We start from the raw sequence: 19,261 nt of genomic DNA on the forward strand, positions 1-19,261 counted from the left end.
CCATCACCGAGCGCCCCCGTCGTCGTACGGCAGGTCCTACTCCCCGAGCAGCGTGCGCACCCGGTCCTGTCCCACCGCAAGCAGCAGGGTGGGCAGCCGCGGACCGGTGTCACGGCCCACGAGCAGGTGGTACAGCAGCGCGAAGAACGACCGCTGCGCGGTCTTGATCTCCGGCGGCAGCTCCTTGGGCGTGGCGTCGGCGGAGAACCCGGCCTGCACCTTGGGCACGCCGTACACAAGGTGGGTGAGCCCGTCCAGGGACCAGTGCTCCGCGAGGCCCTCGAGCAGCAGCCGCAGCGACTGCTGCCCCTGCTCGTCGAGGGACTTCAGCAGTTCGACGTCGGGCTCGGTACGGACGACGGTGCGCTGGTCCGCCGGCACCTGGGTGTTGATCCAGGCCTCGGCCCTGTCGTACCGCGGCCGGACCTCGTCGACCGAGGTGAGCGGGTCGGCCGGGTCCAGGTCGGACAGGATGCGCAGCACCTGGTCCGGCTGACCGGCGGTGATGTCGGCGACGGACGCCAGCGTGCGGTAGGGCAGCGGGCGCGGGGTGGAGGGCAGCGGGCCTGCGGCCGTACCGGTCGCCCGGGTGTACCCGGCCACATCGCCCGGCAGCGCGGAGTCGTCGGCGACCTTGAGCGCCAGCTTGTCCCACTCGTCGTAGAGTCGCTGGATCTCCTGATCGAAGGCGATCTTGAAGGACTGGTTGGGCCTGCGCCGGGCGTAGAGCCAGCGCAGCAGCTGGGGCTCCATGATCCGCAGCGCGTCGGCCGGGGTCGGCACCCCGCCCTTGCTGCTGGACATCTTGGCCATGCCGCTGATGCCCACGAAGGCGTACATGGGGCCGATGGGCCGTTCGCCGCCGAAGATCCCGACGATCTGGCCGCCGACCTGGAAGCTGGAACCCGGGGAGGAGTGGTCGACGCCGGAGGGCTCGAAGACGACACCCTCGTAGGCCCACCTCATGGGCCAGTCGACCTTCCAGACCAGCTTGCCGCGGTTGAACTCGCTCAGCCGCACCGTCTCGGTGAACCCGCAGTCCGAGCACGTGTAGGTCAGCTCGGTGGTGTCGTCGTCGTACGCCGTCACGGTGGTGAAGTCCTTGCCGCACCGGCCGCAGTAGGGCTTGTACGGGAAGTACCCGGCGGAGCCGGAGCTGCCGTCGTCCTCGCCGGCCGCGCCGGAGCCCTCGGCGGCCTCGAGCTCGGCCTCGTCGACCGCCTTCTGCTGCTGCTTGGCGGCGGCCTTGGGCCTGGTGCGGTACTGCTCGAGGACGGCGTCGATCTCGCCGCGGTGCTTCATCGCGAAGAGGACCTGCTCGCGATAGGCACCGGAGGTGTACTGCGCCGTCTGGCTGATGCCTTCGTACTCCACGCCCAGTTCGGCCAGCGACTCGATCATCGCGGCCTTGAAGTGCTCGGCCCAGCTCGGGTGGGCCGATCCCTTGGGGGCGGGCACGGACGTCAGCGGCTTGCCGATGTGCTCGGCCCAGGACTCGTCGACGCCCGGCACCCCGAAGGGCACCTTGCGGTAGCGGTCGTAGTCGTCCCAGGACAGGACATGGCGCACCGTGTATCCGCGCCGCCGGATCTCGTCGGCGACGAGATGGGGCGTCATGACCTCCCGCAGGTTCCCCAGGTGGATCGGGCCCGACGGGGAGAGTCCGGACGCGACGACGACCGGTTTGCCCGGGGCCCGACGCTCCGACTCCTCGATGACCTCATCCGCGAAACGGGAGACCCAGTCGGTGGTCTCGGTGCTCTGAGCCACGATCGGCACGTCCTTCTTTCTCCATGGGCAGCCGGTACGGTCGCACGGCTGACCGGTCCATTGTCCCAGGCGGGGCCGCCACGACGAAAACGCCTTTTCACGGCCCCGCCACATCCTCGATGAAGCCCGGGCACGGGCCGACGTCCGGCCCGCGAAGGGAAAAATCGCTTTACCCCGCATGGGATACTGGGTTTGTCCATCTATTCGCACGAGGAGAACGGCACCCACTCCTATGGCCTCGGTCACGTCCCTCACCGATTCCGTCCAGCAGCGCCTCGCGAACGCCCTCTCGGCCGCCCTGCCCGAGGCCGCCGACGCGGACCCGCTGCTGCGACGAAGCGATCGGGCGGACTACCAGGCCAACGGGATCCTGGCACTCGCGAAGAAGGCGAAGGCGAACCCGCGCGAGCTGGCGACCCAGGTCGTGGACAAGGTCGTCACGGGTGATCTGATCGAGGACGTCGAGGTCTCCGGGCCCGGCTTCCTCAACATCACGGTCACCGACAAGGCGATCACCGAGAACCTCGCCGCCCGGGCCGCCGACCCCGACGGCCGCCTCGGCGTGCCGCCCTCCGAGACCGCGGGCACCACGGTCATCGACTACGCCCAGCCGAACGTGGCCAAGGAGATGCACGTCGGCCACCTGCGCTCCGCGGTGATCGGCGACTCCGTGGTCAAGCTCCTGGAGTTCACCGGCGAGACGGTCGTCCGGCGCCACCACATCGGCGACTGGGGCACCCAGTTCGGCATGCTCATCCAGTACTTGGACGAGCACCCGCACGAGCTGGACCACAAGGCCGCCGAGGTCACCGGCGAAGAGGCGATGTCGAACCTCGACCGGCTCTACAAGGCGGCCCGCAGGCTCTTCGACTCGGACGAGGAGTTCAAGACGCGGGCCCGGCGCCGGGTGGTCGACCTCCAGACCGGCGACGCGCGCACGCTCGCCATGTGGCAGAAGTTCGTCGACGAGTCGAAGATCTACTTCTTCTCCGTCTTCGACAAGCTGGACATGGACATCCGTGACCCCGACATCGTCGGTGAGTCCGGCTACAACGACATGCTCGAGGAGACGTGCCGCCTGCTGGAGGAGTCCGGTGTGGCGGTCCGCTCCGAGGGTGCCCTGTGCGTCTTCTTCGACGACGTCAAGGGCCCGGACGGCAAGCCGGTGCCGCTGATCGTGCGGAAGTCGGACGGTGGCTACGGCTACGCGGCCACGGACCTCTCCGCGATCCGCGACCGCGTCTTCAACCTCAAGGCGAACTCGATCATCTACGTCGTGGACGCCCGCCAGTCGCTGCACTTCAAGATGGTCTTCGAGACCGCACGGCGGGCCGGCTGGCTGAACGACGACGTGAAGGCGTACCAGCTCGCCTTCGGCACGGTCCTCGGCAAGGACGGCAAGCCGTTCAAGACCCGTGAGGGCGAGACGGTCCGCCTGGTCGACCTTCTCGACGAGGCGATCGAGCGCGCCTCCGCCGTCGTACGGGAGAAGGCGCAGGACCTGTCCGAGGAGGAGATCACCGAGCGCGGGTCCCAGGTGGGCATCGGCGCGGTGAAGTACGCGGACCTGTCGACGTCGGCGAGCCGGGACTACAAGTTCGACCTCGACCAGATGGTGTCGCTGAACGGCGACACGTCCGTCTACCTCCAGTACGCCTACGCCCGTATCCAGTCGATCCTGCGGAAGGCCGGCGAGGTGCGCCCGGCCGCGCACCCCGAGCTGGAACTGGCCGATGCCGAGCGCGAACTAGGCCTGCACGTGGACCAGTTCGCGGAGACGGTGGCGGAGGCCGCCCGGGAGTACGCACCGCACAAGCTGGCCGGGTATCTGTACCAGTTGGCTTCTCTTTACACGTCCTTCTACGACAAGTGCCCGGTCCTCAAGGCCGAGACGCCCGATCAGGTCGAGAACCGCCTGTTCCTGTGCGACGTCACGGCCCGCACTTTGCACGAGGGCATGGCGCTGCTCGGCATCAGGACGCCCGAGCGGCTCTGACAGCGCACCGCCTCGCCAAGCGCCCCGCATCCCGGGCCGGTTCCCGGGATGCGGGGCTCTCGTGCGTCAGCCGCCCTGCCGCGTGATCCACTCCGCGCCGCCGAGCGGGAAGTCGTAGCCCGGCCGTCCCGTGTCCCCGCTCGTCCGGAACGGCTTGCCGTGGTCGTCGATCCGGACGGTGCCGTGCCGTGCACCGCTGGACCACTCCAGTTCCAGGTACCAGCGCACATCGTGCGCGGCGCTGCGGGCCAGGACGTGAAAGACCTCGGGATCGGACTCGCTCACCTTGAACGGGAAGTCGCGCTGCCCCTGCGCGGGCACCGCGGACGGACGGCCCGCGTCCAGGTCCACGCCGAACGCCTGCGTCCCCACACCACCGCCGCAGCCGACGGCCATGGAGTAGTCGTTCCAGGCCAGGGGCGCGTCCGACGACACCACTCGGACCCTCAGGTCCTCCAGCACCACGGTCCGGCTGCCGGTGCCCTGCACCGTGAGGGAGACGTACTGCTCCCCGGACGACACCGCGCCGAGGGCCGACACCCAGCCCGGGGCGTCCTGTTCGGTGGGCGGTGGTGGCACCTGCTGCGCCGAACGGTCGATCAGATAGTGCTGGCTGCACTGGTTTTCCCAGGCGTACGGGCGGGTGTTGACCGTCAGCGGTACGCCCGAGCCCGTGTCCGCGCGGCCGGTCGCCGGGGGGCTCGAGCCCGGCGAGCCGGCACCCGGTCCGGGGCTCCGGCCCGCGTCGGCCGCCGTGTCCGCGCCGTCGCCGGACCGCGACGGCGAGGGAGCCGTCGGGCCCGCGGTGCCGAGGCCGACCGCCGGCCCTCGCCCGCCCACGGTCGACGACGCGCGCGGCGGGCTCTGTACACCGCTCGCCCCGGTACCGGAGAAGGGGTTCCACGCGAGTGTGGCGGCACCCAGGACCGCGAGGGCACCGACCGGGACGAGCACCGCGGAGCGTATGCGCCGGCGGGTGCCGGAACGTGCGCCCGTGACCGGCTCCTCGTGGACGGCCCCTCGATCGTCCTGCGGCGCCGGCTCCATGGCGGCGCCGGACCCGTCCGCTGCGGTACCACCGGCCGCCGGTTCCACGGTACTTCCCGCCGAGTCCCCGTCCGCCCGCTCCTGCCCCGGCCCGGCATCCGCGTCCGGCTCGGCGGGGCGCGCCGCTTGTACGGCGGCCGTCCTGCCCTTCCTCTCCCGCACGGCGTCGGCCAGCACCCATCGGCGGTGCAGCTCGACCAGTTCTTCGGGTGACGCCTTGCACAACCGGGCCAGCCGCTCCACGGGCGCGTAGTCGGTCGGCACGACATCCCCGTTGCAGTAGCGGTGCAGCGTCGACGTGCTCATGTGGAGCCGCTTGGCCAGCAGCCCGTAACTCAGCCCGGACCGCTCCTTCAACTCCCGCAGCGACTGCCCGAACGCGTCTGCCGCATCCACCCCCGACACCATTCCTCCGCTTCCCGCATCCCGTCCCGGCATCCCAGAGACACCTCGTTCCCCCAGCTCAACGCTACTGCGGGCGTTCCAGTGTCCCTGATGGTCCGTCGGTCGTAGCGGCTGGGACACATCGCCCCGCAGGCTTCAGGCCATCCAAGCACGCCGCTCCCGCCGACCGGCCGGGCGGCGTGCTCCATCCCGGAACCGCGAACGAGGTATCCAGCCATGCGCACCCTCCGCACCGCCCGCCCCCGCACCGCACTGCTCGCCACCACCACGGCCGCGCTCGCCGCTCTGGCCCTGACGGCGTGCCAGAGCGGCATGGGCACACAGGACGAGGGCAAGGCGTCGTCGACACCGACCGTGTCGTCCGCGGTGCACAGCCCGGCCGCACAGAACACCGGTTCCTCGCAAACGGGTTCGGGATCCGGGTCGTCGACCACGCAGGGGTCGGACGCGGCGTCCCACACGGGCAAGGGGACCGGCGCGGGTTCCGCGGGCTCCGGCTCCGGCTCCGGCTCCGGCAAGGGCAGCGGGACGACGACCGCCTCCCCTGTCCTGTGCAACGGCGCCAACACCCGCGTCACCGCCCAGGAGGTGTCCCGTCCTGTCGACCACATGCTGATCACCGCCACGAACACCGGCTCGCGGCCGTGCGCCCTGACGTACTACCCCTTCCTGCGGTTCGACGAGATGCAGTGGGCGCCCGGGGCGTTCGAGGAGAGCCGGCCGCAGGCCGTCACCACGCTCGCCCCCGGTGAGTCCGGCTACGCGGGTGTGCGTCTCTCCGCCGCCGACGGTAGCGGAGAGAACGGCACGACGGGCCACAAGCTGACCGTCCTCTTCCAGGGGCGGACCCCGCGCAGTGACGCGGGCCCGACGGCCGAGGTGAAGCTGCCCGCCAAGGGCGTCCACTACGACAGCGAGCTGACCGCGACGTACTGGCAGACGACCGCGGCCGACGCCCTCACCTGGTGAGGTCCCCGGGTGGTGGGGAGGCGAACTCGCACCACACCACCTTGCCGAGTTCCCGCTCGCCGACACCCCACTTGTCGGCGAGCGCGGCGACCAGCAGAAGGCCCCGGCCGCCCTCACCCGCCTCGTCGAGGACACGGGGGACGCCGGGCCCGCTGTCGTGCACCTCCACCCGCAGCACCACGCGGTCGTACCGCAGGAACACCCGGAACTGGCGGCCCGGCGGCACACCGTGCATCAGCGCGTTGGTCGCCAGCTCGCTGACGCACAGCAGCACGTCGTCCCGCCGCCCGCCTCCGGTGAGCCCCCAGCCGGTCAGGGTCTCGTGGGCGAACCGCCTGGCGGCCGGGACGGAACGTCGCTCGCGCCGGAAGAACCTCTCGCGCAGGGGCGGGAGTTGAATCATCTCGTTCACGGGACGAGTGTTGCGGAGAGTGACTACCTTGGATCACCGGGTGAGCCCGTACAGATTTTTTGTACGGGTTCGTTCGGGGTCACGTACGGGCAGGTGCGGGGAGTGGGTCCGGCATGAACTCCAGGAAGCTTCCGCGGAAGAAGAACCTCTCGGCCATGAGGATGCTGGGCGTACAACTCGGCACGGCCCGCCGCGCGGCCGGCTTCACCCAAAGGTCCCTCGGCGAGCGGTTGATGATCGACGAGGAGACCATCGCGTCGATCGAGCAGGGCCGACGTCCGCTGAAGCCGGACCTGGCCGCGTCGCTGGACGAACTCCTGGGGACCAAGGGGATGTTGTCGGCCGGGGTGGCGAACCTTCCGGAGATCGACCAGTTCCCGTTGTGGGCGGAGCTGTATGTGCAGCACGAGCGTGAGGCGGTCTCACTTTCCCTGTATGCCAGCCAGGTTCTGCCCGGCCTCCTCCAGACCGAGCAGTACGCACGAGCCGTTTTGCGCGAACGTGTTCCTGCCTACGACGAGGACGAGATCGAGACCAGAACCGCCGCCCGCACAGGCCGCCGCGACGTGCTGCACCGAAAGACCCCGCCGACGGTGAGTTTCATCGTCTGGGAACCGGTGCTGCACCTTGACATCGGTGGCGCGCACGTCCGCCGCGAGCAACTGCGCCACCTGCGCGAGTACAGCGAACTTCCGGGTCTTTCCTTGCAGTTCCTGCCTCTGGACAGTCCATCCCATGCCGGGCTCGACGGCCCCTTCATCCTCTTGGAGACCCCGGATCACCAGCACTTGGCCTACATCGAAGGGCAGCGGGGCAGCCAATGGGTGTCCGACCCGAGCGAGGTGTCCATCCTGGCGCGCAAGTATGCGATGCTGCGAACACAGGCCCTCACACCACAGGAGTCGCAACGCCTGTTGGACCGTCTGCTAGGAGAACAAGGTGAGCAGCGCACTTCAGTGGTTCACGTCGACCTACAGCGGTAGTGAGGGCGGCGAATGCCTCGAGGTCGCCTTCGCAAGCGATGACTTCGGGACCGACCGCGCGGTCCACATCCGTGACTCCAAGAACCCCACCGGGCCCATCTTCACCGTCTCTCCGGAGGCCTGGGCCGCGTTCACGGACTACGCGACCCGCTAGAGCCGTTGTCAGTGGCTGCCCCTACAGTCACCGGCATGGCGACACTTCCCAATCCGCTGCCTCGGTTGGCGGCCGATCCGAGCGGGCGCGTGCTCGGGCTCGAACTCCCGCCCGGGAGTCTGATCGACGCGACGGACGACGGGCCTTGGCACGAGCCGCTGCTGTGGCATGCCGGGCGCCCCGCGTCCTCCGGCAACTGGGCGCGGCTGGGTTCGCCCGGGGCGCGGGCGGGCCTCCTCCCGGTCCTCGTGGACGTCGGCGGCACGCAGGGCGGGCCCGAGGAATGGGAGTTGATGCCGGGCGAGATGTCGTACCCCGGCGATCACGACGCCGAGGAGGTACTGGCCGAGTTCTGGGGCGACGAGGACGCCGACGACGAACTCGACGGGATACTCGCCCCCTTCGGCCCGCAGTGGCCGGGACTCGCCGCCGCTCCCCGGCTGACGGCCGACCCCGACGCGCGCGCCGCCGAGGTCGCCGACTCCCTGCTGGAGGAGGGCTCCTGGTTCAAGGAGCCGCGCCTCGCCCTGGTTCCGGCCCGTCGTTCCGCCGACATCCCCGCGGCCATCGGCTGGGGCGGGCCCCTGAACCACGAGACCGACACGGCCCGTCTGTGTGCCGTGCTCCGCTCCTGGGAGGACCGCTTCGGCATACGGGTCGTCGCGCTCACCTTCGACCAGCTCGTGCTGTCGGTGGCGGCGCCGCCGACCACCGCCGCCGAGGCGGAGGAGGTCGCCGCCGAGCACTTCGCCTTCTGCCCGGACAACATCACCCAGGGGCACCACGACACGCTGCGGAAGTACGCCGAACACGACGTCCTGGGCCGCAGGATCTGGTCCTTCTGGTGGGACTGACCCGCTCGCCCTAGTCCAGTGCCCTCCCCAGGCGCCGCAGTCCCTCGGCGATCTCCTCCGGCGTGTGCGTGACGAAGCACAGCCGCATCGTCGACCGATCCGGCGCGCCCGCATAGAAGGGCGCGCCGGGGACGTACGCCACATCCTGTTCGACCACGCGCGGCAGCAGGGCCGTCGTGTCGTACGCCTCGGGAAGGCGGGCCCACAGGAACATGCCGCCCTCGGGCCGGTTCCAGTCCGATCCCTCCGGCAGCGCGTCCGGAAGTCCGGCGAGCATGGCGTCCCGTCGTTCGCGGTAGGCGGCGGCGACCCGGGTCACATGGCCGTCCAGATCACGGTCGGCCAGGTAGCGGGCCGCGGCGAGCTGGTTGACGGTCGGCGTATGCAGGTCGGCGGCCTGTTTGGCGACCGCGCACGCCCGCCGCAGGGCCGCCGGTGCCCGCAGCCAGCCGAGCCGCAGCCCCGGCGCCATGACCTTGGAGAAGGAACCGAGCAGCACACTGCGGTCGCCCGCGTCCTCGTAGGAGGAGATCCAGGGCACACGCTCGCCCTCGAAGCGGAGTTCGCCGTACGGGTCGTCCTCGACGATCCACAGCCCGTGCCGGGCGGCGACCCGCGCGACCGCCGCACGGCGGTCGGCCGACAGGGTGCGGCCGGTGGGGTTCTGGAAGGTGGGGACCGTGTAGAGCAGCTTGGGACGCTCCCCGACCACCAGTTCATCCAGCGCGTCCGGATCGATCCCGTCCGCGTCGCCGGGCACGGGCACGATCCGGGCGCCGGCGAAGCTGAACACCTGAAGGGCCGCGAGGTAGCAGGGGCTTTCGACGAGAACCGTGTCGCCGGGGTCGAGCAGGGCCGTCGCGAGCAGGGACAGCGCCTGCTGCGAGCCGGTGGTGACGAGCAGGTCGTCGGCGTCCGTGGCCAGACCGCGCACGGAGGTGCGGTCCGCGAGCGCGGCCCTGAGCCCGGGCTCGCCCTCCGTCGTGGAGTACTGCAGCGCCTGCCGCGCGGCCCCGGTCAGCACGGCGTGAAAGGCGGCGGTCACGCCTTCCGAGTCGAAGAGACCGGGAGCGGGCAGTCCCCCCGCGAAGTTGACGACTTCGGGACGAGCGGTGACGGCCAGGATGTCCCGTACGGGAGAGCCGCCGACGGAGGCGACCCGGGCGGCGAACGCGGGCTGCGGCGAACCGGTGATCGCACTGTTGATGAAGGTCACGGCGGCGGCTCCTTGTGTGACACCGGCGCCCGCACGGCGAGGAACCCCCGTCGGCACGCCGCTCGAAACCGTCTCGTTCGCGCGCCCGGGGGCATGGCTGCCCCATGCAACAACCTCGTATCGTCATGCGGACGACCGTTCTTGGGCTCTAGCATGCGGCCCATGCTGCCCAGCGTGGACACGATCGACGAGTTGGAAGCGATGGTCTCGGACGAGGCGGTACTGCGCCCGGCCGCACTCGACGTCTGCGACCGTCTCGGGCTCGTCGGACTGCCGGTGCGGCGCTTCGACGACGGTTCGCGCCCCGTGTACGCGGTCGGCGGCGATCTGGTGCTGAAGCTGTATCCACGGTTCGAGATGACGGAAGCGATCAGGGAGGCGCGGGTCCTGGCCCACCTCTGGGGTCAACTTCCGCTGCCCACACCGCGGCTGCACGCCACGGACGAGTACTCCAACGGCTGGCGGTTCGTGCTGATGTCCCGGCTGCCCGGCCTGAGCGTCGCCGAGGCATGGCCACGTCTCACGGCGGCGGACCAGGACCGGATCGTCACGGAGTCGGCCGAGACGCTCGCCGCCCTGCACGCGATGAACCACGCGCCGCTGACGGACGTCCTCGGCCCCACCGACTGGGGCGCGTTCCTGGACCGCCGGCGCGCCCGGGCCACGGGGCACCACACCGCGAACGGCGTGGGAGAGCCATGGCTGAGCGGGATCCCCGAGTTCCTGGACTCGGTTCCGCTGCCCGCATCGACCGACCTGGCCCTGCTCCACACCGAGTTCATGCCGGAGCACCTGACCATCGACATGCGCGACGGCCGTCGGCTGACCGGGCTCTTCGACTTCGAGCCCGCGATGATCGGCGACCCCGCGTACGACTTCGTGAACGCGGGCCTGTTCGTCACGCGCGGCGACCCACGCCAGCTCCGCCGCTTCTACGAGGCCTACGGGCGCTCACCGCACGACCCGTACCAACTGCTCGCGTACACGCTGCTGCACGTGTACAGCGACCTGCCCTTCTGTCTGGACGAGCTTCCGTCCCCTTCCGAACCGCGCATCGACGCACTCGCCGAGCTGTGGTTCGGCACGAAGGGCTGACCGGCGCAGGGTGATCGGGTCCCGCTGCGGACTCCTCGCCCCGGCCGGCGAAGGACACCGCACCGCGTGCCTCACCGACGGCCCCGATGTGCCGAGACGAGGGCGGGGGGCTAGCGCAGCTGCCGTGCGACCTCGGTGGCCCAGTACGTCAGGATGGAGCGCGCACCGGCCCGCTTGATGCCGGTCAGGGTCTCGAGGATCGCGCGGTCGCGGTCGACCCAGCCCTTCTCCGCGGCGGCCTCGATCATCGCGTACTCACCGGAGATCTGATACGCGGCGACGGGCACGTCGACCGCGTCCGCCACCCTCGCCAGGACGTCGAGGTAGGGACCGGCCGGCTTGACCATCACCATGTCGGCGCCCTCCTCCAGGTCGAGGGCGAGTTCCCGCAGGGACTCCCGCCAGTTCGCGGGGTCCTGCTGGTAGGTCTTGCGGTCGCCCTTCAGGGACGAGGCGACGGCCTCGCGGAACGGGCCGTAGAAGGCGGAGGAGTACTTGGCGGTGTAGGCGAGGATCGCGACGTCCTCGCGCCCGATCTGGTCCAGCGCGTCCCTGACGACCCCGATCTGGCCGTCCATCATGCCGCTGGGCCCGACGACATGGGCACCCGCGTCGGCCTGTACCTGTGCCATCTCGGCGTACCGCTCGAGAGTGGCGTCGTTGTCGACCCGCCCCTGGGCGTCGAGCACACCGCAGTGGCCGTGGTCGATGACCTCGTCCAGACACAGGTCGGACATGACGAGGAGGTCGTCCCCGACCTCGGCACGCACATCGCCGATGGCGACCTGGAGGATCCCTTCCGGGTCGGTCCCCGGCGTGCCCACGGCGTCCTTCTTCGACTCCTCCGGCACACCGAAGAGCATGATCCCGGAGATCCCCGCCTCCGCCGCCTCCACGGCCGCCTTCTTGAGGCTGTCCCGGGTGTGCTGCACGACGCCCGGCATCGACGAGATCGGCACGGGCTCGGCGATGCCCTCCCGCACGAACGCCGGGAGGATGAAGTCGGCCGGGTGCAGCCGGGTCTCGGCGACCATACGGCGCATGACGGGGGTGGTACGCAGACGACGGGGACGCGTACCGGGGAAGGATCCGTACTTCGTCATGCCGTCTACGCTACGCCCGGCCGGGGCGAGCCTTTGCCGACGCTATGTCGGAGTATGGGCCCCTGCCGAACGCGGATGTGCCTCGGGGGTGCTCCGCGAACCGGAGCACCCCCGAGGCACAAGAACCGACCGGCCGGATCAGGTGGTCGACCTGCGCCGCCGCGCCCCCGGGCGCCGCTCGCTGGGACGCGTCACCGGGTCCCCGGCCTCCAGGGCGGCAGCACGCCGCTTCAGGCCGAAGTCCGCCAGCGCCTGGGCCAGCTTGTGGACGGACGGCTCCGGAGCCATGACGTCCACCCGCAGTCCGTGCTCCTCCGCCGTCTTCGCCGTGGCGGGACCGATACAGGCGATGACCGTCACATTGTGCGGCTTGCCCGCGATACCGACGAGGTTCCGGACCGTCGAGGACGACGTGAACAGGACCGCGTCGAAGCCGCCGCCCTTGATCGCCTCCCGGGTCTCGGCCGGCGGGGGCGAGGCGCGGACCGTCCGGTAGGCGGTGACGTCGTCCACCTCCCAGCCGAGCTCGATCAGGCCGGCGACCAGGGTCTCCGTGGCGATGTCGGCACGGGGCAGGAACACCCGGTCGATCGGGTCGAACACCGGGTCGTACGGCGGCCAGTCCTCCAGCAGGCCGGCGGCGGACTGCTCCCCGCTCGGCACCAGGTCCGGCTTCACGCCGAAGGCGACCAGCGCCTTCGCCGTCTGCTCGCCCACCGCGGCCACCTTGATGCCCGCGAAGGCGCGCGCGTCGAGCCCGTACTCCTCGAACTTCTCCCGGACCGCCTTCACCGCGTTGACCGACGTGAACGCGATCCACTCGTACCGGCCCGTCACCAGGCCCTTGACGGCGCGCTCCATCTGCTGGGGCGTGCGCGGGGGCTCGACCGCGATCGTCGGCACCTCGTGCGGCACGGCGCCGTACGACCGCAGTTGGTCGGAGAGCGACACCGCCTGCTCCTTCGTGCGCGGGACGAGCACCTTCCAGCCGAACAGCGGCTTGGACTCGAACCACGACAACTGGTCGCGCTGGGCGGCGGCGGAACGCTCACCGACCACGGCTATCACCGGGCGGCCGCCCTCGGGGGACGGCAGCACCTTCGCCTGCTTCAGCGTCTGTGCGATGGAGCCGAGCGTCGCGGTCCAGGTGCGCTGCCGGGTGGTCGTACCGGCGACGGTCACCGTCAGCGGCGTGTCCGGCTTGCGGCCCGCCGCCACCAGCTCGCCGGCGGCGGCCGCCACCGAGTCCAGGGTCGTGGAGACCACGACGGTGCCGTCGGAGGCGCCGACCTCGGTCCAGCAGCGGTCCGAGGCGGTCCGCGCGTCCACGAACCGTACGTCCGTGCCCTGTGCGTCCCGCAGCGGCACACCCGCGTACGCGGGCACACCCACGGCGGTGGCGATACCGGGCACGACCTCGAACGGAACACCGCTCGCGGCGCACGCCAGCATCTCGCCGGTCGCGTACACGTCCAGGCCGGGGTCCCCCGTCACCGCACGGACGACCCGCCTGCCGCCCCTCGCGGCCTCCATGACAAGATGTGCGGCATCCCTCGACGCAGGGACACCAGCGGCTGTCGACTCACCGTCGACTACCGCTAGTTGAGGCGTGCCCGTGCCCGGAAGCGCACCCCTGGCGGGGTCCGGGCCCGTGGTGACGACGGCGACGCCCGTTCTGGCATGCGCGCGCACAACGGCGAGCACGTCCTGCTCGCCGACGATGACGTCCGCGTTCGCCAGCGCCTCGACGGCGCGCAGGGTGAGAAGTCCCGGATCTCCGGGTCCGGCACCGAGGAAGGTGACGTATCCGGGTTCATTGCCGGCGGGAAGGGTGGTGGGGCTCAATGTGCTCGCTCCCCCATCAGACCGGCCGCGCCCTGGGCAAGCATCTCGGCAGCGAGTTCGCGACCGAGCGTCATCGCCTGGTCGTGCGTCTCGGGCACGGGACCGGTGGTGGACAGCTGCACCAGCGACCGGCCGTCGGGGGTCCCGACGACGCCGCGCAGGCGCATTTCCTTGACAATCTGCCCGTCGGCCAGCAGGTCGGCCAGTGCGCCCACAGGGGCGCTGCAGCCGGCCTCCAGGGCGGCGAGCAGGGACCGCTCGGCGGTTACGGCGACCCGGGTGAAGGGGTCGTCGAGCCGGGCGAGCGAGGCGATCAGGTCCGCGTTGTCCGCGGCACATTCGATCGCCAGTGCCCCCTGGCCGGGGGCGGGCAGAACCGTGTCGACCGACAGGAAGTCGGTCGCCTCGTCTATCCGGCCGATGCGGGTCAGACCGGCGGCGGCGAGGACCACGGCGTCCAGCCTGCCGTCACGGACGTATCCGATCCGGGTGTCGACGTTGCCGCGGATCGGGACGGTCTCGATGTCGAGGCCGTGGCCGAGCGCATAGGCGTTCAGCTGCGCCATCCGGCGCGGCGAACCGGTGCCGATGCGCGCACCGCGGGGCAGGTCGGTGAACTTCAGGGCGTCACGCGCGACGACCACGTCGCGCGGGTCCTCCCGCACGGGCACGGCCGCCAGCGCCAGCTCCTCGGGCTGCGCGGTCGGCAGGTCCTTGAGCGAGTGCACGGCGAAGTCCACCTCGCCCCTGTGCAGCGCGTCGCGCAGCGCCGTCACGAACACACCCGTGCCGCCCATCTGGGCGAGGTGCTCGCGGGAGGTGTCGCCGTACGTCGTGATCTCCACGAGCTCCACGGGCCGTCCGGTCATGCGGCTCACGGCGTCCGCTACCTGCCCGGACTGGGCCATGGCCAGCTTGCTGCGCCTGGTCCCGAGCCTCAATGGCTCGCGTGGCTCACTCATGCTCGCCCTCGGTTCTTGGCGTTCTCGGTGTTCTCGGTGTCCGCGGCCCGGGAGACGGAGGCGACCGTCTCGGGGTCGAGGTCGAAGAGGGTGCGCAGCGCGTCCGCGTACCCGGCGCCGCCGGGCTCGGCGGCAAGCTGCTTGACCCGTACGGTCGGCGCGTGCAGGAGCTTGTCCACCACGCGCCGCACGGTCTGGGTGATCTCGGCCCGGTGCTTGTCGTCGAGCTCCGGGAGCCGTCCTTCCAGGCGCGAGATCTCGTTCGCCACCACGTCGGCGGCCATCGTGCGGAGCGCGACGACGGTCGGTGTGATGTGCGCCGCGCGCTGGGCGGCGTCGAACGCGGTGACCTCGTCGGAGACGATCCGCCGCACCTGATCGACGTCGGCGGCCATGGGCGCGTCGGCGGAGGCCTCGGCGAGCGACTCGATGTCGACGAGGCGCGCCCCGGGCAGGCGGTGCACGGCCGCGTCGACGTCCCGCGGCATCGCGAGGTCGAGGATCGACAGCACGGGTGCCGGCCGGGGGGCAGGCAGGACGGGCTCGGGACGCCGGCGCTCGGGGATCCGGCCGGCCGTCGCCGCGGTGGCGGCGAGTGCGGTGATGAGTTCGGCCTCGGCCTCGGGGTCGGCTCCGCCGGCCGGACGGCCGCTGCGCTCCTTGTCGCCCTTGTCGACCCAGGCCGCGTGCTGCTCGAGCTCGGCGGCGCCCATCCCGGCGACGGCCGCCTCGCCCAGCACGGAGAACCCGGCGGTGCCCTGGACGGCCGACAGATCCAGCGGGCAGCCGTCCTCGGCGCCGAGGCTCGTGGGAGGAAGTTCGTCCCCCGCCTCCGCCGGCGCCTCGGCGGCACGGACGGACCCGGCGCCCGCGAGGGGAGCCGGGACCACGGGTGCGAGGGGGGCGGGAGAGCCGTCCACGCGCCCCTCGAGCGCCTCGGCGACCGCCTGGGCCGTGAGGACCAGCCCGGTCGCGCCCGTGCAGGAGACCACGACGTCGGCACGTGTCAGCTCGTCCGGCACCGTCTCCATCGGTACCGCACGTGCCGCCACGTCCGTGCCGTCGTCCTCCGTCAGGATCTGCGCGAGCCGCCGGGCACGCTCCAGCGTGCGGTTGGCGACGACGACCTCGCTCACCCCGGCGCGGGCGAGGGTCGCGGCCGCCAGGGAGGACATCGAGCCGGCGCCGATCACGAGGGCGCGCCTGCCCGACGCCCAGGTCTCCACCGGCGTACCGTCCGCCAGCTGCTCGAGGCCGAAGGTCACCAGCGACTGGCCCGCCCGGTCGATGCCCGTCTCGGAGTGGGCGCGCTTGCCGACCCGCAGCGACTGCTGGAACAGGTCGTTCAGCAGCCGTCCGGCCGTGTGCTGCTCCTGCGAGACGGCCAGGGAGTCCTTGATCTGGCCGAGGATCTGGCCCTCGCCGACGACCATCGAGTCCAGACCGCAGGCCACCGAGAACAGATGGTGGACGGCCCGGTCCTCGTAGTGCACGTAGAGGTGGGGGGTGAGCTCCTCGAGGCCGACCCCGCTGTGCTGGGCGAGCAGGGTGGACAGCTCCGCGACGCCCGCGTGGAACTTGTCCACGTCGGCGTACAGCTCGATGCGGTTGCAGGTGGCGAGCACCGCGGCCTCGGCGGCCGGCTCGGCGGCGACCGTGTCCTGGAGCAGCTTGGACTGGGCGTCCGCGCTCAGCGCGGCCCGCTCCAGGACGCTGACGGGAGCGCTCCGATGGCTCAGCCCTACGACGAGGAGACTCATGCCGGCATCACGGCGGGGACGTCCCCGTCGGGCCCCTGGTCGGCGGAGTCGGTGGCCGCCGCGGCGGTCGGCAGGCCGTCGGGCAGGGCCTCCTCGCCCGCCTTGCGCTGCTCGTGGAAGGCGAGGATCTGCAGCTCGATGGAGAGGTCCACCTTGCGCACGTCGACGCCGTCCGGGACGGACAGCACGGTCGGCGCGAAGTTCAGGATGGAGGTCACACCCGCCGCCACGAGCCGGTCGCAGACCTGCTGGGCGGCGCCCGCGGGGGTGGCGATGACGCCGATGGACACGCCGTTGTCCTCGATGATCTTTTCCAGGTCGTCCGTGTGCTGCACGGGAATGCCGGCGACCGGCTTTCCGGCCATCGCCGGGTCGGCGTCGATGAGCGCCGCGACCCGGAAACCGCGCGAGGCGAATCCACCGTAGTTGGCCAGCGCCGCGCCGAGGTTACCGATACCGACGATCACAACCGGCCAGTCCTGGGTCAGGCCCAGTTCGCGGGAGATCTGGTACACGAGATACTCGACGTCGTAGCCCACGCCCCGGGTCCCGTAGGAGCCGAGGTAGGAGAAGTCCTTGCGCAGCTTCGCGGAGTTGACGCCCGCGGCGGCGGCCAGCTCCTCGGAGGAGACCGTGGGTACCGAGCGCTCCGACAGTGCTGTCAGGGCTCGGAGGTACAGCGGAAGCCTGGCGACGGTGGCCTCGGGAATCCCTCGGCTGCGGGTCGCCGGTCGGTGAGTTCGGCCAGTTGCCACGGTGCTCCTGCGGGTAGCGCGGGGCTGCAGGCGGTCATGCGTCCCCAGACCGCCCCGTCGAATGCAGGCTATGTCTTTGTGAACGCGTGCACAAAGATGGTGTCCGATTTGCCCGGCCAACGTGACCGGGGTCACGCACACCCGGCGCATGGGTACGGAACCGGCGCACACACCCCGCCGTTCCTTGCGATCTGGGGGCAAAACCGCACACTCTCCTCAACGATCCACGCCCCCGAGACCATTCGCCATCGATCCTAAGCGACTTTCCGGATCAGTTGGACTACTCAGTCAGGTCACGCGGGCGCCGGCTTCTAGGCCAGTGCCTTGCGCAGGCGCTCCTCGTTCACACGCCAGAACGTGTGCTGCTCGCCGTCGACCAGCACGACGGGGATCTGCTCCCAGTACCGGCGGTTGAGCTCCTCGTCCTCGGTGATGTCCTTCCGCTCCCAGGACACGCCGAGTTCACCGCAGACCTTCTCGACGACGATCTGTGCGTCGTCGCAGAGATGGCAGCCGGGCTTGCGGATGAGGGTCACGATCCGGTCGCGGGGGTCCTGGTCGGTCCTGCGTCGAAAGATGGGACTCATGTCGGCCATTCTCGCCCCGCCGGGCGGAAGGGGGAGCCCGAGCGCGTCGACCCGGCACCCCGGGCCGCCGGCCCGCCGCCACGCCGACGACATCACTTCTTTAACGACACGGTCGCGGAGAGTTCACAGCCTCCAAACCTCTCGACTCCGGAACCACCGAACAGACTGGCTATGCTCACGACATGGCCGCTCTCGGATGGCTCACTCCCCGTAGGCGCTCCGCCACGGCGCGGAGCGTTTTGGCAGGCGAGGCCTCGGCGGAGGCCGCGCGCAAGTCCTCGCAGGACACCGTGCCGCAGGACGACTCCGACCAGGAGCCGGACTTTCCGGTGCTCGGGGACGACAAGGCAGCGGCGTTCTTCGACCTGGACAACACCGTGATGCAGGGCGCCGCGCTGTTCCACTTCGGCCGGGGCCTGTACAAGCGGAAGTTCTTCGAGACGCGCGACCTGGCCAAGTTCGCCTGGCAGCAGGCGTGGTTCCGGCTGGCCGGGGTGGAGGACCCCGAGCACATGCAGGACGCCCGCGACTCGGCGCTCTCGATCGTCAAGGGCCACCGCGTCTCCGAGCTGATGTCGATCGGCGAGGAGATCTACGACGAGTACATGGCGGAGCGGATCTGGCCGGGCACCCGGGCGCTGGCACAGGCGCACCTGGACGCCGGCCAGAAGGTGTGGCTGGTCACCGCCGCGCCCGTGGAGATCGCCACGGTCATCGCGCGCCGTCTGGGCCTGACCGGGGCGCTCGGCACGGTGGCGGAGTCGGTCGACGGCGTGTACACGGGCAAGCTGGTGGGCGAGCCCCTGCACGGACCGGCGAAGGCGGAGGCGGTACGCGCGCTGGCGACGGCGGAGGGCCTGGACCTCTCACGCTGCGCGGCGTACAGCGACTCCCACAACGACATCCCGATGCTCTCGCTGGTGGGCCACCCCTACGCGATCAACCCGGACACGAAGCTGCGCAAACACGCCCGCGCCCAGGACTGGCGCCTGCGCGACTACCGCACGGCCCGCAAGGCGGCGAAGGTCGGCCTTCCCGCGGCGGCCGGCGTGGGCGCGGTGGCGGGCGGCACGGCGGCGGCCATCGCGCTGCACCGCCGCCGCCGCTGAACGACGCGCCCAGCGAAGCGGCACCGCACCGCCGCGGCGGGCACCGGACGGCTGTGCGCCGGGCGATCGCGCCACCACGGGCACGAGACAGGTGTGCGCCGGGCGATCGCGCCACCACGGGCACGAGACAGGTGTGCGCCGGGCGACCGCCCCTCCGCCTGTACCGAACGTGTGCGCCCCGGGCGACCACTCCGCCTCGGGCACCGGGGCCCACAGGCGCCCGGACCAGCGGCCCGTCG

The 19,261-nt window shown here is 71.2% G+C and carries 17 protein-coding genes; 7 read left to right on the forward strand and 10 right to left on the reverse strand.

The window, feature by feature from the left end:
- Positions 1 to 36: 36 nt before the first annotated feature.
- The gene (lysS, locus tag RCR19_RS16425) at positions 37 to 1,779 is read right to left on the reverse strand and encodes a lysine--tRNA ligase (protein WP_331265828.1); all 1,743 of its coding nucleotides are present in this window, start codon (positions 1,777 to 1,779) and stop codon (positions 37 to 39) included.
- Between the two features lie 223 nt (positions 1,780 to 2,002).
- Between lysS and argS the strand changes: the two genes are divergently transcribed.
- Entirely contained in the window at positions 2,003 to 3,766 is a 1,764-nt protein-coding gene (argS, locus tag RCR19_RS16430; protein ID WP_331265829.1) for an arginine--tRNA ligase, read from the forward strand.
- A 66-nt stretch (positions 3,767 to 3,832) separates the two neighbouring features.
- Here the strand turns inward: argS and RCR19_RS16435 are convergent, their stop codons facing one another.
- On the reverse strand, positions 3,833 to 5,209 hold the full coding sequence (locus RCR19_RS16435) for a helix-turn-helix domain-containing protein (protein ID WP_331265830.1): 1,377 nt from the start codon (positions 5,207 to 5,209) through the stop codon (positions 3,833 to 3,835).
- Between the two features lie 225 nt (positions 5,210 to 5,434).
- Between RCR19_RS16435 and RCR19_RS16440 the strand changes: the two genes are divergently transcribed.
- Entirely contained in the window at positions 5,435 to 6,187 is a 753-nt protein-coding gene (locus RCR19_RS16440) for a DUF4232 domain-containing protein (RefSeq protein ID WP_331265831.1), read from the forward strand.
- On the opposite strand, the gene RCR19_RS16445 is transcribed toward RCR19_RS16440, so the two are convergent.
- Positions 6,177 to 6,590, reverse strand: coding sequence for an ATP-binding protein (locus RCR19_RS16445; protein WP_331269460.1), 414 nt, complete (start codon positions 6,588 to 6,590; stop codon positions 6,177 to 6,179). The genes RCR19_RS16440 and RCR19_RS16445 overlap by 11 nt on opposite strands.
- Before the next feature lie 122 nt (positions 6,591 to 6,712).
- Between RCR19_RS16445 and RCR19_RS16450 the strand changes: the two genes are divergently transcribed.
- The 3 genes from RCR19_RS16450 to RCR19_RS16460 are packed head-to-tail and all read left to right on the forward strand — an operon-like array spanning position 6,713 to position 8,590.
- A complete protein-coding gene (locus RCR19_RS16450; protein WP_331265832.1) occupies positions 6,713 to 7,582 on the forward strand; it encodes a helix-turn-helix transcriptional regulator in 870 nt (289 codons plus the stop codon).
- Positions 7,539 to 7,736: a DUF397 domain-containing protein gene (locus RCR19_RS16455; RefSeq protein WP_331265833.1), complete on the forward strand. Its 198-nt coding sequence runs from the start codon at positions 7,539 to 7,541 to the stop codon at positions 7,734 to 7,736. Before RCR19_RS16450 ends, RCR19_RS16455 begins: the two co-directional genes overlap by 44 nt.
- 35 nt (positions 7,737 to 7,771) lie before the next feature.
- Entirely contained in the window at positions 7,772 to 8,590 is an 819-nt protein-coding gene (locus RCR19_RS16460) for a DUF4253 domain-containing protein (protein ID WP_331265834.1), read from the forward strand.
- Positions 8,591 to 8,600: 10 nt separating this feature from the next.
- On the opposite strand, the gene RCR19_RS16465 is transcribed toward RCR19_RS16460, so the two are convergent.
- The gene (locus RCR19_RS16465) at positions 8,601 to 9,806 is read right to left on the reverse strand and encodes a PLP-dependent aminotransferase family protein (RefSeq protein ID WP_331265835.1); all 1,206 of its coding nucleotides are present in this window, start codon (positions 9,804 to 9,806) and stop codon (positions 8,601 to 8,603) included.
- A gap of 162 nt (positions 9,807 to 9,968) precedes the next feature.
- Between RCR19_RS16465 and RCR19_RS16470 the strand changes: the two genes are divergently transcribed.
- Complete coding sequence (locus RCR19_RS16470) at positions 9,969 to 10,901, forward strand: aminoglycoside phosphotransferase family protein (RefSeq protein WP_331265836.1); 933 nt, start codon at positions 9,969 to 9,971, stop codon at positions 10,899 to 10,901.
- Positions 10,902 to 11,011: 110 nt separating this feature from the next.
- On the opposite strand, the gene hemB is transcribed toward RCR19_RS16470, so the two are convergent.
- From hemB to RCR19_RS16500, 6 genes are all read right to left on the reverse strand, one after another.
- A complete protein-coding gene (gene hemB, locus RCR19_RS16475; protein WP_331265837.1) occupies positions 11,012 to 12,004 on the reverse strand; it encodes a porphobilinogen synthase in 993 nt (330 codons plus the stop codon).
- Positions 12,005 to 12,142: 138 nt separating this feature from the next.
- On the reverse strand, positions 12,143 to 13,849 hold the full coding sequence (locus RCR19_RS16480; RefSeq protein ID WP_331265838.1) for a uroporphyrinogen-III synthase: 1,707 nt from the start codon (positions 13,847 to 13,849) through the stop codon (positions 12,143 to 12,145).
- The gene (hemC, locus tag RCR19_RS16485; RefSeq protein WP_331265839.1) at positions 13,846 to 14,811 is read right to left on the reverse strand and encodes a hydroxymethylbilane synthase; all 966 of its coding nucleotides are present in this window, start codon (positions 14,809 to 14,811) and stop codon (positions 13,846 to 13,848) included. Before hemC ends, RCR19_RS16480 begins: the two co-directional genes overlap by 4 nt.
- Entirely contained in the window at positions 14,808 to 16,571 is a 1,764-nt protein-coding gene (locus RCR19_RS16490) for a glutamyl-tRNA reductase (protein ID WP_331265840.1), read from the reverse strand. Before RCR19_RS16490 ends, hemC begins: the two co-directional genes overlap by 4 nt.
- The gene (locus RCR19_RS16495) at positions 16,568 to 17,326 is read right to left on the reverse strand and encodes a redox-sensing transcriptional repressor Rex (protein WP_331265841.1); all 759 of its coding nucleotides are present in this window, start codon (positions 17,324 to 17,326) and stop codon (positions 16,568 to 16,570) included. Before RCR19_RS16495 ends, RCR19_RS16490 begins: the two co-directional genes overlap by 4 nt.
- A 311-nt stretch (positions 17,327 to 17,637) precedes the next feature.
- Positions 17,638 to 17,922, reverse strand: a complete 285-nt coding sequence (locus RCR19_RS16500; RefSeq protein WP_331265842.1) for a glutaredoxin family protein — start codon at positions 17,920 to 17,922, stop codon at positions 17,638 to 17,640.
- Positions 17,923 to 18,095: 173 nt separating this feature from the next.
- On the opposite strand from RCR19_RS16500, the gene RCR19_RS16505 reads away from it, so the two are divergent.
- Positions 18,096 to 19,022 carry an HAD-IB family hydrolase gene (locus RCR19_RS16505; protein ID WP_331265843.1) on the forward strand — a complete coding sequence of 309 codons (927 nt, stop codon included), beginning with the start codon at positions 18,096 to 18,098 and terminating at the stop codon, positions 19,020 to 19,022.
- Positions 19,023 to 19,261: the final 239 nt, after the last annotated feature.

The organism is Streptomyces sp. WAC07094 (assembly GCF_036320405.1).
Lineage (GTDB): Bacteria > Actinomycetota > Actinomycetes > Streptomycetales > Streptomycetaceae > Streptomyces > Streptomyces lannensis.

Coding starts and splice junctions, on each gene's coding strand:
- argS (WP_331265829.1), top strand. CDS start 2,003: ATGGCCTCGGTCACGTCCCTCACCGATTCCGTCCAGCAGCGCCTCGCG.
- RCR19_RS16440 (WP_331265831.1), top strand. CDS start 5,435: ATGCGCACCCTCCGCACCGCCCGCCCCCGCACCGCACTGCTCGCCACC.
- RCR19_RS16445 (WP_331269460.1), bottom strand. CDS start 6,590: ATGATTCAACTCCCGCCCCTGCGCGAGAGGTTCTTCCGGCGCGAGCGA.
- RCR19_RS16450 (WP_331265832.1), top strand. CDS start 6,713: ATGAACTCCAGGAAGCTTCCGCGGAAGAAGAACCTCTCGGCCATGAGG.
- RCR19_RS16460 (WP_331265834.1), top strand. CDS start 7,772: ATGGCGACACTTCCCAATCCGCTGCCTCGGTTGGCGGCCGATCCGAGC.
- RCR19_RS16470 (WP_331265836.1), top strand. CDS start 9,969: ATGCTGCCCAGCGTGGACACGATCGACGAGTTGGAAGCGATGGTCTCG.
- hemB (WP_331265837.1), bottom strand. CDS start 12,004: ATGACGAAGTACGGATCCTTCCCCGGTACGCGTCCCCGTCGTCTGCGT.
- hemC (WP_331265839.1), bottom strand. CDS start 14,811: ATGAGTGAGCCACGCGAGCCATTGAGGCTCGGGACCAGGCGCAGCAAG.
- RCR19_RS16490 (WP_331265840.1), bottom strand. CDS start 16,571: ATGAGTCTCCTCGTCGTAGGGCTGAGCCATCGGAGCGCTCCCGTCAGC.
- RCR19_RS16500 (WP_331265842.1), bottom strand. CDS start 17,922: ATGGCCGACATGAGTCCCATCTTTCGACGCAGGACCGACCAGGACCCC.
- RCR19_RS16505 (WP_331265843.1), top strand. CDS start 18,096: ATGGCCGCTCTCGGATGGCTCACTCCCCGTAGGCGCTCCGCCACGGCG.